Raw genomic sequence first — 12,895 nt, 5'->3', positions numbered from 1 at the left:
CGAGTTCAAGGCAAAAGCGCCGATCGAGGTTAACTTTCGGCAATGACGGCATCGCCCCAGCGCCAGCGCCGGGCGCTTGCATAGGCAGCCCTGTCGCGTCGTGGAATCTTGGCGAGTTCGACATCGTCCCCGGTGCAGAGCTTCGCCGTGATCTCGGCCTTGCCGACATCCGGCGGTGCCAGCACGCGGGCGGCGCGCGTTGCGGGCGGTGTGCGGGTCATGGCGACGTAGATGAAGCGCTCGTCCTCGAACGGTACCTCGGCGCCCTTGATCTGGCGGTGCGCCTGGGAGCGCGGCAGGCGCTGGCTGAAATGGCACCAGTCGGGCGCAGCGAGCGGGCAGGGCTTTTCGTGTGGGCAGGGCGCGGCGACAAAGGCACCCAGCGCGATCAGCTGCTGGCGCAGCGCGAGGATGCGGGCGTAGCCGGCCGGCGTGCCGGGCTCGATCACGACAAGCGCATGGCGCGCTTTCGCCCACATCGCCTCAGCGAGTTTGCGCTGATCGGCTTCACCGAGTTCGCCGATGATGTAGCTCGCGACGACGAGATCGGCTTGCGAGACCTCGGTGAGGTTGCTGCCGGCATCGCCGGGCAAATAGCGGCATTCCGCCAGACGCGTGCTGTCATGCGCGAGTTCGAGCGCAAGCCGGCTCAGGGTGGCGTTGGCGTCGAGCAGGGTGAAGTCCTGCAGCGAGGGAAACCCCTCCGCGGCGGCCCAGCTTGCGGTGCCCGGACCTGCGCCGACATCGAGCAGCGTTTCCGGCGCGAGGTCCGGCACGATCTCGGTCAACGCATTCAGGCTCGCCGCCACCGCCGCGTAGGTCGCCGGCATGCGCGCAAGCGCGTAAGCGAGCGCATCGGCCTCCGACTTGATCGTGCCGGAGCCGCCGCCGCCGCGATAGGTGTTCGAGATTTTCTGGGATCGCTGCGCGGCGTCGGTGCGGGAGAAGCCCTGCAGCTTCGCGTCGAGTGCGGCTTTCAGTTCGGCGGGGAGGGTGGGTGAGATCATCTTCGCTCACCGTCATCCCGGGGCGCGACGAAGTCGCGAACCCGGGATCTAGAGATTGTCGCGCGAGATTCCGGGTTCTCGCTTCGCGAGCCCCGGAATGACGCGAATAACGTCACGCCACGTTCTGGTCGAGAATGTCCACGGCCTCGGCCAGGCTCACCGACACGAGTTGCGAGACGCCGCGCTCGGCCATGGTGACGCCGAACAGGCGGTTCATCCGCGCCATCGTGATCGGGTTGTGCGTGATGATGATGAAGCGCGTATCGGTCGAGCCGGTCATCTCGTGCAGCAGGTTGCAGTACCGTTCGACGTTGTGGTCGTCGAGCGGCGCGTCGACTTCGTCCAGCACGCAGATCGGCGAAGGATTGGTGAGGAACACCGCGAAGATCAGCGCCATCGCGGTCAGCGCCTGCTCGCCGCCCGAGAGCAGCGACAGCGTCTGCGGCTTCTTGCCCGGCGGCTTGGCGATGATTTCCAGACCAGCCTCCAGCGGGTCGTCGCTCTCGATCAGGTGCAGCGCGGCCTCGCCGCCGCCGAACAGCTCGACGAACAGGCGCTTGAAGTGGTTGTTGACGACCTCGAACGAGGTCAGCAGCCGCTCGCGGGCCTCCTTGTTGAGGCTCTGGATGCCCTGGCGCAGCCGCTTGATGGCTTCGACGAGGTCATCGCGCTCGGTGACGAGGCCGTTGTGCTGGGTCTCGACCTCGCGCAGCTCTTCCTCGGCGCGCAGGTTGACTGCGCCGAGGCGCTCGCGGTCGCGGCGCATCTTTTCGAGGTCTTCCTCGATGTCGTGCAGCGGCGGCAGCTCCGCGCCGGGCTCGATCTCGGCAAGGCCGGCGACGGCCTGCGGCTCGACCTCCAGCATGTCGCGGATCTCGCGCTCGATGTCCTCGAGACGGCGCCGCGCGCCTTCCATGCGCTCCTCGGCGCGGGCGGTGGCCTCGCGGGAGCTGGAGAGTGCCTCCAGCGTCAGCTTGGCGACGCGATCGGTCTCCGCCATCGCGCTTTCCGCGGTGGCGAGCGCGTCCGCGGCCATGCGGCGATCGTTTTCCGCGTATTCGATCTCGGTGATCAGCGCGCTGCGCTTCTCGGCGAACACTTGCGGCGCGTTTTCGAGATCGCTGCGTTCGATCGTGAGTTCGGCGATGCGGGCCTGGATGGTGTCGATGTGGGAGGCCGCGCTCTCCTTGCGGTTCGCCCACTCGGTGCGTTCGGCGAGGATCGCCTGCACGCGGCGGTCGGCGAGTTCCGCCTCGCGCGCCAGCGCCTGCGCCTCGGCGCGGACCTGGGCGGCCATGCGGCGATGGCCTTCGATGTCGCTGCGGACGGCGGCGAGACGGGTCTCGGTGTCCTCGCTCGACGGCAGTTCGGAGATGCCGGCCTCGGCATATTCGTAGGCGGCCTCGGCTTCGGCGCGGTCGGCGGCGAGACGGCTGTGCGCTTCCGACAGCGTCGCCTTGCGCGCGGCATGGCGGCTGATCTCGCGCTCGGCCGTGGCATGGCGCTCACGCGCGGTGTTGAGCTCGCGCTGCGCGGCGCGCCAGGCTTCGCGGCTCGCGCCTTCGGTGCTGGCCGCCATCTGCAATTCGGACTCGGCATTCTCCAGCGCCTGGCGCTTGATCTGCGCGTCGATGCGGGCCTGCTCCAGCTCGTTCTCGATGTCGACGAGGCGGGCGCGTTCGGCAAGACGGCGTGCTGCGCCGGTCGGGGCGTGAGCCGCCGCGACGAAGCCGTCCCAGCGCCAGACGTCGCCTTCGGGCGAGACCAGCCGCTGGCCGGTCTTCAGCTGCGAGACCAGCTCGGCGCCGCGCTCGCGCGGCACCACACCGATCTGCGCCAGTCGGCGGGCCAGCTCGGCCGGGGCCTGCACGTGGTTCGCGAGCGGCACGACGCCTTCGGGCAGTTCCGGATCGCCGTCGGTCTCGCCGACATTGGTCCAGCGCATCGGCGCCGACGGGTCGATCGGTGCATCGAGGTCGTCGCCGAGCGCGGCGCCGATGGCCTTTTCAAAACCCTTGTCGACGGTGATGCCGTCGATGATCGGCGGCCATAGATTCTTGGTCTCGCCGTTGACGATCTTGGAGATCGTGCGGGCCTCGGTCTCGAGCCGCTGCACGCGCTTGTCGGCCTCGTTCAGCGGCGAGCGCGAGGATTCCAGCGTCTGGCGCGCAGCGACGTGCGCAGCCTCGCTCGCCTGGGCTGCGGCCTCCGACGCCGCCAGCGTCTGCTCGGCGTTCTCGACCGTGGCGGTCAGCTCGTCGAGGTCGCCGAAGCCGCCCGTTTCATCAGCAAGCTTCTGCTCCTCGGCCGCGACGTTCGCGATCTCCTGGTCGAGCCGGGCGAGCTTGTCGCGGTGGGTGCGGACATTGGCTTCGAGTTGATTGCGCTTGGCGGTGAGATCGGCGAGCGCGGTGGTGAGCTCGGCGAACTGCTGCTCGGTTTCGGTCAGCACCGCCTCGGCTTCGCCGACGCGCTCGTCGACGCCGGAGCGCTTCTCGACGCGCGACTTGATCTCTTCCTTCAGCTCGGCATCTTCGCTGTCGAGGCGCTGGAGCGCGACGTCGGCGTCCATGGTCTGCTGCTGGGCGCGCGAGATGTCGCCCTCGAACTGGGCGAGGCGGCGCTCGAGCTCGGCGACGCGCTCCTTGGCGCGCTCTTCCTCGCGGTCGAGCAGTTCGCGGGCATTGGTCAGGCGCTGGAGCCCGGCCGCGGCGCGCGCCTCGGCATCGCGCAGCGCCGGCATCTCGGCGGCGCGGATGGCCTGGATGCGGGCGGCTTCGGCCTGGTGCTGGGTGCGCTCGGCCATCTCGCGGACGGCGAGATCGTGCGTCTGGCCGGATTCGTTGACGTCGGCATGGGCGCCGATCCAGCGCAGATGGAACAGCGTGGCTTCAGCCTTGCGGACCTTGGCCGCGACTTCGCGGTAGCGCACGGCCTGGCGGGCCTGCTTCTTCAGGCCTTCCATCTGGCCGGAGAGCTGGCCGATCACGTCCTCGACGCGGGTGAGGTTGGTTTCGGCCGCCTTGAGCCGCAGCTCGGCCTCGTGGCGGCGGGCATGGAGACCGGCGACACCGGCGGCGTCTTCCAGCACGCGGCGGCGCTGCTCGGGCTTGGCCTGGATGATCTCGCCGATCTTGCCCTGGTGGACGAGGGCGGGCGAGCGTGCGCCGGTGGCGGCGTCCGCGAACAGGATCTGCACGTCGCGGGCGCGCACGTCGCGGCCGTTGATGCGATAGACCGAGCCGGCCTCGCGCTCGATGCGGCGGGAGATTTCCAGAAGCTGGCTGTCGTTCATCGCCGCCGGCGCGGTGCGATCGGCGTTGTCGATCGTCATCGTCACTTCGGCGTGGTTGCGTGCCGGACGGTTGCCGGAGCCGGCGAAGATCACCGCGTCCATGTCGGCGGCGCGCAGCGATTTGTACGAGGTCTCGCCCATCGCCCAGCGCAGCGCTTCGACGAGATTCGACTTGCCGCAACCGTTGGGTCCGACCACGCCGGTCAGGCCGGGCTCGATGACGAAGTCCGTGGGCTCAACGAAGGACTTGAAGCCGTGAAGGCGCAGGCGGGTGATTTTCATAAGCACGCATCTCTGTTGGCAGGCGCGAATCCCCCTGCCGGGACAATACCATGGAAGGCAATGTCACTATCCGGGCGAGTCGCGCGAGGCGCCTCATGCGGCTGGACAATGGCCGCGGTGCGCCGCGAGGGCAACCGGCGAAAGCCGTTTTTCCCAAGGGATTTATGCCGGGAATGATACGGCGTTCGAGATGCGAATCAGGCGTTGAGGGCGAAGAATCAGCTCTTCAGCAGCGGATTGATCTTCTTGGCGAATTCCTCGAAGGAGGTCTCGCCCTTGATCTTCTCGCCGTTGATGAAGAAGGTCGGCGTCGAATCGACCTTGAGAATGTCGCTGGCGTATTTCTGGTCGGCGGCGATCTTGTTGAGCAGCGCCTGGTCCTTCAGGCAGGCTTCGACCTGCTGCTGGGTGAGGCCGGCCTGCTTGCCGATCCGCGTCAAGGTCTCGGTGGTGTTCTTCATCACCCAGTCGTTCTGCTGGCGGAACAGCATGTCGGTGACGGCGAAGTATTTCGGCGCATCGCCGTTGGCAATGCAGCGCGACAGCATCGAGCCGGCGGCGGCTTTGATGTCGAGCGGGAACTCGCGGAAGACGTAACGCACCTTGCCGGTGTCGATGTATTCGGACTTGATCTTGGGGAACACCTGCTCGTTGAAGGCCGCGCAGTGCGGGCAGGTCATCGAGGCATATTCGGTGATGGTGACGGCGGCGTCCTTCGGGCCGAGCGCCATGTCGGGCAGCGACACGGGCTTCGCCACATCGCCGGCGGCCTGCGCCATGGCTTCAGGGATCATGGCTTCGGAGATGAACCGCAACGGGGAGAACCCGGCGACCGCGGCAAGCCCGGTCAGCGACAGCATCGTGGTGAAGGCGCGGCGGGTGATGATCAAGGTCGGCTCCCGAATTGGCGTGGTCTTGCCCCAAGGTCCTTATCAAGGTTCCCGTTTGGGCGGCCTGTCGCTAGCTTGAAACGTGGTTTGAGGCAATGGCGGGCCGCAGGAACGGGTCCAGATTGGCCGCGAAATGAGGCTCAATTTCGCTTGATGGCGGCGCCGAGCCGCGCCAGTGCCGACTTGAGCTGTTCATCTTCGATGTCGCCAAGGCTCTCCTCCACCTTGGCCACCGATTTGGGGTCCGGCGGGCCGGGCCGCGCTGGCCGCCGGACGCGGGACAGCGGGGCCTGGCGGAAGGCGAGCTTGCCGACCGCGCTCCAGCCGAAGAAGCGGTTCACCCGTTCCAGGATCACATCCGCGGAATGCTGGATCTCCAGCGCCATCGGCCCCTCGACCCGCAGCACCAGCGTCGCCGGCTCCTGCGGCTGGCCCTCCACCGGCCGCGGCCATTGCATCTTGAGCGGCTCGGCATGGGCCGCGATCTCCGGCCCGGCAATCTGCGCCCACCGCGTCACCAGTTCGCGCGCGGCAAAGCCCTGCTTGGCATAGGCCTCGGCAAAGACGTCGTTGAGCAGCAGCGAGAGCGGCTTGGCGCTGATGGGGCCCGGCTTTGGGGGGAATTTGGACATCGGGCCTTATACCACCTCGAAGCGCGAGCCACAGGCGCTTCGCTATCATGGCCGGGCATAACCGTCCGAAGGACGGCGTCGCTTCCGCTCGCCTATGTCCCGCCATCCACGTTCTTCGCGGAAGAAAGACGTGGATGCCCGCGACGAGCGCGGGCATGACGTGGAGAGATTGGCCTGACGTCGTTACACTGAGAGGATGAGCCCCAGATCTGCCCTCAAGGCCAAGCCGGAACCAGTGCAGCCGGAAGTGTCGTCGCGTCCGACGCTGCTCCTCCAATGGTACGACCGCCACCGCCGCCGATTGCCCTGGCGCGCCGCGCCCGGCGAGGTGTCGGACCCTTACCGGGTCTGGCTGTCGGAGATCATGCTCCAGCAGACCACGGTGAAGGCGGTCGGGCCCTATTTCGAGAAATTCGTCGCGCGCTGGCCTGACGTCACCGCGCTGGGGCGGGCCTCGCAGGATGACGTGCTGCGGATGTGGGCCGGGCTCGGCTATTACTCCCGTGCGCGCAATCTCCATGCCTGCGCGGTCGCGGTGACGCGCGAGCATGGCGGCGTCTTTCCCGCCACCGAGGAGGGGCTGCGCGCGCTGCCGGGCATCGGGCCTTACACCGCAGCTGCGATCGCCGCGATCGCCTTCGATCGCCGCACCATGCCGGTCGACGGCAATATCGAGCGCGTGGTGTCGCGCCTGTTCGCGGTCGAGGAGGAGCTGCCGCAGGCCAAGCCGCTGATCCAGCAACTGGCGGCGACGCTCCTTGCCGACTCTGGCGCGGGCGACGAGAAGTCTCGCGCCGGCGACAGCGCGCAGGCGCTGATGGATCTGGGCGCCTCGATCTGCACGCCGAAGAAGCCGGCTTGTTCGCTGTGTCCGCTCAATGCGGGTTGCCTGGCGCGGGCACAGGGAACGCAGGAAACGTTTCCGCGCAAGGCGCCGAAGAAGAGCGGGACGTTGCGGCGGGGCGCCGCCTTCGTGGTCACGCGCGGAGATGAGCTCCTGGTCCGCAGCCGGCCCGAAAAGGGTCTGCTCGGCGGCATGACGGAAGTGCCGGGCTCGGACTGGCTCGCCGGTCAGGAGGACGCGACGGCGAAGCAGCAGGCGCCCGCGCTGAAGGGACTGTCGCGCTGGCAGCGCAGGGTGGGCGTCGTCACCCACGTCTTCACGCATTTTCCGCTGGAACTGGTGGTCTATGCCGCCAAGGCCGAAGCCCGCACGCGGGCACCCGCGGGCATGCGCTGGGTGCCGATCGCGACCCTGGCCGGGGAAGCACTGCCGAACGTCATGCGCAAGGTGATCGCGCACGGATTGGACCTTCCGCCGGCCGCATCCTCCTGACACCATGCTGGCAGCAGGGCCGCGTTAACAGGGGCGACACGGAGGCTCCCCGATGGTCAAGACCGCGCTCGACAACTTTCCCAGGCCGCCTTGTGCCGAGCTGCTGGGCTGGCGCCTGCTCGATGCCCGTCCGGAGGAGGGCTGGATCAAGCTCGGTTTCGAGGGCAAGCCCGAATTCTGCAATCCGGCCGGCTTCATCCAGGGCGGCATGCTCTCGGCCATGCTCGACGACACCATGGGTCCCGCCGTGCTGGTGATGAGCGAGGGCCGGCTCTACACCACCACCATCAGCATGACCGTGAATTTCCTCAGCCCTGCCAAGCCCGGCCCGATCATCGCCGAGGCCAGGGTGACGCAGCTCGGCAAGACCGTCGCCTTCGTCGAGGCCAAGCTGATGACCGAGGATGGCACCGTGCTCGCCACCGCGACCGCGAGCGAGCGGCTGCTGGAAGCGGCGCGGGTGGTACGCTGATACCGGCGCGGTGAGCCTTCTTTATGCTGCTCGAACAGGGTGAAGTGCGCGTTGCGTAAGCGTGGAAGCGGATAATATCTACCTACGCGTGCAATTCTATAGTATGCTCGCGAATTGCTTGTGCGCAATGGAGTGCGGATCGACCAATTCTAGCATCGCGAGTATTGGACTGGCGCATATTGTCGCAGGCGGAAAGGAAACAGGGTGGAAGCGTGCAATCCGCAGGCGAATCGCGATGTTCGACGCATGATCGACCTTGCTTGCGGCAAATTGGCCCATTCATATTTTCCGCGGAAGCTTTGAGTATAGATGTCCCGATAAAAAATTCACAAATTTGAACGGGATGATTTTTCAAGCCGCGCTTTATTTCTTTATTTGAGGCCTTGAGGTGAGTCATGCCGCTTGCGCTTATTGAGACCGGCCACTGCAACGTCGATCTTGAATCGTCCCCGATTGAGCCATCCTGGATCATTGAAGGAAAGCCCGAAGCGCGCTCGCGCCTGCTGTCGACCAGCGCGTGCGGCACCGCCACGACCCTGATCTGGTCCTGCACTGAGGGCAAGTTCAACTGGTACTACGATCTGGACGAGACGATCATGATCCTCGAAGGATCAGCGGTGATCGAGAGCGATGGCATGCCACCGAAACGCTACGGTGTCGGCGACGTTGTCTTTTTCCGCGACGGTGCGCACGCCAAATGGCACATCGAAAACTATGTGAGAAAAGTCGCCTTCTTGCGCCAGACCCATCCCGTCGGGTTCGGTTACGCCATCCGCGCTATCAATAAGCTTAAGCGGATGTCGTCGACATTGGGCAGCCGTCGCTCCGCGTAACTCGCGCCCGTCAACGGCATGGCGGAGTGTGGGGCAACGACCTAGGTGCTCGCGCGTCTCGCATCGGTGTGCCGCGGCACAATCGGCGGCTTGGCATTCAGCGCTTCCACCTGGAACCCCGCGACGCGCTTGTAGTTGGCGGCGATGTCTTCCAGCTCCTGCTGCGACAGCACGTCGGTGACGACCTCAAAGCCGTCGGGCGCGCGCTCCTCGACGAGCTGCATCACCTGCTCGGGGCCGTTCTTGCGGTTGAGCAGGACGAGGTCGGTGGTCACGGGCCTCCGCTCGGCTTCATAGGCGAGCAGCGCTGCCTGCGTCGGGCCATGCGCCAGGATCTCGCGGGTGATGACGCGGGCATCGAGGATCGCCTGCGAGGCGCCGTTCGATCCGATCGGGTACATCGGATGCGCGGCATCGCCCATCAGCGTGACGCGGCCGAACGTCCATCGCGACACCGGATCGCGGTCGACCAGCGGATATTCATAGGCGTGCGGGCAGTTCCGGATCAGGCCGGGCACGTCGAGCCAGTCGAACTGCCAGCTCTCGAACCACGGCAAGAACTCCTCGAGCCGCGCGGTGCGGTTATAGTCCTCGCGCCGCCACTGATAGGTCGGCGGCATGTGGCGCTCGGCGACCCAGTTGATCAGATGGTTGCCCGCCGCATCCGGCACCTTGCTGATCGGATAGCAGACGAATTTCAGGATCTCGTGCCCGGCCATGATCATGGTGCGGCCGGTGAGGAATGCCTTTGCCGGTGTCACGCCGCGCCAGAGGATGCGGCCGTTCCAGATCGGCGGTCCTTCATCGGGATAGAGCTTTTCTCGTGCGGCGGAATGGATGCCGTCGGCGGCGATCATGATCGCGCCTTCGTAAGTGCCTGCGGCCCTGCCGGTCGCCTTGTCGATGAAATCGGCGCGGACGCCATCGGCGGTTTCGCTCCAGCCGGTCAGATGGTGGCTGGTGAGGATGTTGTCGCGGCCGAGCCGCTCGATCGCGGTGTCGAGCAGGAGCTGCTGCAGCGTGCCGCGATGGATCGAGAATTGCGGCCATTTGTAGCCGGCCTCCAGCCCGCGCGGCTCGCTCCAGATCGGTTTGCCGTACTTGGAGAAGTAGGCGAGCTCGCTTGTGCGCACGCCGCGGGCATCGAGCTTGTCCATCAGCCCGAGCTCGATCAGCTCGCGCACCGCATGCGGCAGCACGTTGATGCCGACGCCGAGCGGCTTCAGTTCCGCGACGCTTTCGAACACTTTTACGGGAACGCCGATTCCGTGCAGGCTGAGCGCAAGCGTCAGCCCGCCGATGCCGCCACCGGCGATGAGTACGGTCATGACAAAAACCCCTCCAATTGTGTGCGTCTTGGCACAGGCGGGCGGATGTGGGCAACTGCGAAGAGGATGTCGTGCTATGGACCTCAGGGCCGGCAGCCGTTAGTTTCCAATTTTCCCATGAGGTCCGACATGCTCAAGCTCTACTACGCCACCGGCACCTGTGCGCTCGCCACCTACATCACCCTGGAAGAGGCCGGCGCCGACTACGCGGCCGAGCGGCTGAGCTTCAAGGACAATCAGCAGAACAGCCCGGACTATCTCGCCATCAACCCGAAGGGCCGCGTGCCCGCGCTGGTGACCGACCGCGGCGTCCTCACCGAGACGCCGGCGATGCTGGCCTACATCGCGCAGACCTTTCCCAAGGCGAAGCTCGCGCCGCTCGACGATCCCTTCGACTTCGCCCAGGTGCAGTCGTTCAACTCCTATCTCTGCTCGACCGTGCACATCAACCATGCGCACAAGATGCGCGGCGCGCGCTGGGCGACACAGGAGAGCTCGTTCGCCGACATGAAGGCGATGGTCCCGAAGACCATGGCCGCCTGCTTCGCCCTGATCGAGCAGAAGATGTTCAGGGGACCCTGGGTGATGGGCGATCAGTTCACGATCTGCGATCCCTATCTTTACACGCTGTCGACCTGGCTCGAAGGCGACAGCGTCGACATCAACGCCACGCCGAAGATCGCCGATCACTTCAAGCGGATGTCGGACCGGCCGGCAGTACGCAAGGTGATGGACGCGCAGAAGGCGTAGTTAAATCTCCGCCGTCGTCCCGGCGAAGCGTAAGCGTGGCTACGAATTCCGCTGTCGTCCCGGCGAACGCCGGGACCCATACCGCGGAATCTATCGACCGCGTTCGGTAGGAGTACCGAGCGACGGGTCTTCGCCAAACTACACCCTGTGGTTATGGGTCCCGGCGTTCGCCGGGACGACACCGAATGTTTTGAAGCGACGTCCTACCCAGCCTTCCGCTTCTCCAGCTCCCGTCCCGTCTCCAGCATCAGCCGCCGCAGCCAGATCGAGCCGGGGTCCATCTGCGCCCGGGTCGGATAGAACATGAACTGCTCGTCGATGCCGGGGTCGAGCGGTGGGGTCACTGCGACCAGGCCGAGCTGCTTCGACAGCGCCGCGATCAGCCGGCGCGGCACGAAGGCGACGAGGTCGGTGCGGGCGGCGACATGCAGCGCCTCGAGATAGCCTGACACGACGAGTGTAATGTGCCGCTCGATGCCCTTGGCTCGCAGCCAGGTGTCGATCAGATCCTCGCTATTGCCGCGGATGATCACGCCGACATGGCGCGCGGCCAGGAACGTCTCGCGCCGCTTCAGCTTGGCTCCCACGGGATGGCCGCGCCGCACCGCCAGCGCGTCGCTGTCGGTGTAGAGCAGCTGGCGGTGAAAGCCCTTGAAGGCGTTGCCGATCGAGATCACGAGGTCGATGGTGCGGGCGAACTCGGCGTGGAAGATCGCCGGTCCCCGCCACGGCACGACGTCGACGCGGACGTTGGGCGCGGCCCGCGTCACCTTCTCCATCAGGGGCGGCATCAACAGCTCGACCGCAAGATCCGGCATCATCAGGCGGAATTGCCGCTCGCTGCGCGCGGCGTCGAATTCATCCGGCACGAACAGCCCGCGCACCTGATCGAGCGCCTGTGCCAGCGGCGCGCGCAGGGCCTGCGCCCGCGGCGTCAGCTCCATGCGCGCGCCGGTGCGCACCAGCAGCGGGTCGCCGAAGATGTCGCGCAGGCGTTGCAATGCGTGGCTCGTCGCCGGCTGCGACAGGCCGATCCTCATGGCCGCGCGGCTGACATTGGCCTCGCGCAGCAGCGCGTCGAGTGCGGTCAAGAGGTTCAGGTCAAGCGAATTCAAATTCATGAGGTGAATAGATATCATATTCGCTATCGATTTGAAGAATTCTGATCGGCGGACGATGATCTCCACGAGGCCACACACGGAGATGCCGCCATGAGCACTGCTGCCAACAAGAAACTGATGCAGGATATTTTCGCCGCCGCCGCCAACCCCGATCCGGCCGCGCGCGACCGCGCCCTGTTCGCCGCAAGCCTCGCCGACGATGCCAGATGGGTCGTGACCGGCCAGTATTCCTGGTCGCGCACCTTCACCGGCAAGGAAGCGATCCTCAACGATCTGCACGGCTATGTGCGCACCCGCCTGCGCGACCGGACGCGCACCGTTGCCCACCGCTTCATCGCCGATGGCGACATCGTCGTGGTCGAAGCCAAGGGCGACAACGTCACGCCGGAAGGCGTGCGCTACGACAACGATTACTGCCTGGTGTTTCGCCTGGAGGGCGGCAGGATCAAGGAGATCCGCGAATATTGCGACTCGATCCTGACCGAGAGGGCGCTCGGCCCGTTTCCGCAAACACCCGTGAGGGCTGCGAGCTGACCGGATCGAACGACGTCGCGTCCGCCGACCGACCCGGTCCGTCACGGCCGTCGATGGTCGTGCGGGCCTGGCGGACGCTGGTGGAGATCATGCGGGTCCGGCGGGAGCGGTCCCGGGCCCGGTGTCAGTTCGCTGCCATGACCGAACGGGAGCTGCAGGACTGTGGGATGTCCCGGTCGGAGATTGCATACGAGCTGCATAAGATCGCCGCGAAAATCGGATCGGAAGGGACGCGGCGCGTTGCCTCGGCTCCGCTGGAAGCGGTCGAGAACGCTTGGCAAAATGACGGAGGGGCGGCGTGACGAACGTCCACCGGGGCGGCGCATGCAGCGATCTGCATGCGCCTGCGGGCCTTGCGCCAAAACCTTGCGCAACTGCCGACAAAATCAGCAGGTTTTGTGCGGGCCTGTGCGCG

At 66.2% G+C, this 12,895-nt stretch carries 11 protein-coding genes; 5 read left to right on the top strand and 6 right to left on the bottom strand.

The genetic code is table 11. The annotated features are described in order from the left end of the window. Positions 1 to 29: 29 nt before the first annotated feature. The 4 genes from A3M7_RS0109160 to A3M7_RS0109145 form a co-directional block, all read right to left on the bottom strand. Positions 30 to 1,007: a small ribosomal subunit Rsm22 family protein gene (locus A3M7_RS0109160; protein WP_027543649.1), complete on the bottom strand. Its 978-nt coding sequence runs from the start codon at positions 1,005 to 1,007 to the stop codon at positions 30 to 32. A 112-nt stretch (positions 1,008 to 1,119) separates the two neighbouring features. Beyond that, positions 1,120 to 4,584 (bottom strand): chromosome segregation protein SMC, encoded by a 3,465-nt coding sequence (smc, locus tag A3M7_RS0109155; protein ID WP_027543648.1) that lies wholly within the window; start codon positions 4,582 to 4,584, stop codon positions 1,120 to 1,122. A gap of 218 nt (positions 4,585 to 4,802) precedes the next feature. After that, entirely contained in the window at positions 4,803 to 5,474 is a 672-nt protein-coding gene (locus tag A3M7_RS0109150; protein ID WP_027543647.1) for a DsbA family protein, read from the bottom strand. A gap of 140 nt (positions 5,475 to 5,614) precedes the next feature. After that, complete coding sequence (locus A3M7_RS0109145; protein WP_027543646.1) at positions 5,615 to 6,106, bottom strand: DUF721 domain-containing protein; 492 nt, start codon at positions 6,104 to 6,106, stop codon at positions 5,615 to 5,617. A 196-nt stretch (positions 6,107 to 6,302) separates the two neighbouring features. Here A3M7_RS0109145 and mutY point away from each other — a divergent pair, with 196 nt between their 5' ends. The 3 genes from mutY (at position 6,303) to A3M7_RS0109130 (ending at position 8,747) form a co-directional block, all read left to right on the top strand. After that, positions 6,303 to 7,442 carry an A/G-specific adenine glycosylase gene (gene mutY, locus A3M7_RS0109140; protein ID WP_027543645.1) on the top strand — a complete coding sequence of 380 codons (1,140 nt, stop codon included), beginning with the start codon at positions 6,303 to 6,305 and terminating at the stop codon, positions 7,440 to 7,442. Positions 7,443 to 7,494: 52 nt separating this feature from the next. Then, complete coding sequence (locus A3M7_RS0109135) at positions 7,495 to 7,914, top strand: PaaI family thioesterase (RefSeq protein WP_027543644.1); 420 nt, start codon at positions 7,495 to 7,497, stop codon at positions 7,912 to 7,914. A 395-nt stretch (positions 7,915 to 8,309) separates the two neighbouring features. Then, positions 8,310 to 8,747 (top strand): cupin domain-containing protein, encoded by a 438-nt coding sequence (locus tag A3M7_RS0109130; protein ID WP_027543643.1) that lies wholly within the window; start codon positions 8,310 to 8,312, stop codon positions 8,745 to 8,747. A gap of 41 nt (positions 8,748 to 8,788) precedes the next feature. On the opposite strand, the gene A3M7_RS0109125 is transcribed toward A3M7_RS0109130, so the two are convergent. Next, a complete protein-coding gene (locus tag A3M7_RS0109125) occupies positions 8,789 to 10,075 on the bottom strand; it encodes a flavin-dependent oxidoreductase (RefSeq protein WP_027543642.1) in 1,287 nt (428 codons plus the stop codon). A gap of 129 nt (positions 10,076 to 10,204) precedes the next feature. Here A3M7_RS0109125 and A3M7_RS0109120 point away from each other — a divergent pair, with 129 nt between their 5' ends. Continuing rightward, on the top strand, positions 10,205 to 10,825 hold the full coding sequence (locus A3M7_RS0109120) for a glutathione S-transferase family protein (RefSeq protein WP_027543641.1): 621 nt from the start codon (positions 10,205 to 10,207) through the stop codon (positions 10,823 to 10,825). Between the two features lie 203 nt (positions 10,826 to 11,028). On the opposite strand, the gene A3M7_RS0109115 is transcribed toward A3M7_RS0109120, so the two are convergent. Next, positions 11,029 to 11,946 carry a LysR family transcriptional regulator gene (locus A3M7_RS0109115; RefSeq protein ID WP_027543640.1) on the bottom strand — a complete coding sequence of 306 codons (918 nt, stop codon included), beginning with the start codon at positions 11,944 to 11,946 and terminating at the stop codon, positions 11,029 to 11,031. A 90-nt stretch (positions 11,947 to 12,036) separates the two neighbouring features. On the opposite strand from A3M7_RS0109115, the gene A3M7_RS0109110 reads away from it, so the two are divergent. Further along, positions 12,037 to 12,480, top strand: coding sequence for a nuclear transport factor 2 family protein (locus A3M7_RS0109110; RefSeq protein ID WP_027543639.1), 444 nt, complete (start codon positions 12,037 to 12,039; stop codon positions 12,478 to 12,480). The last annotated feature ends 415 nt before the right edge of the window (positions 12,481 to 12,895 follow it).

Origin of the sequence: Bradyrhizobium sp. WSM2254, assembly GCF_000472645.1 — a bacterium.
Lineage (GTDB): Bacteria > Pseudomonadota > Alphaproteobacteria > Rhizobiales > Xanthobacteraceae > Bradyrhizobium > Bradyrhizobium niftali.
The sequence above is the reverse complement of the archived record's forward strand: the minus strand, read 5'-3'. Positions and strand labels throughout refer to the sequence as shown.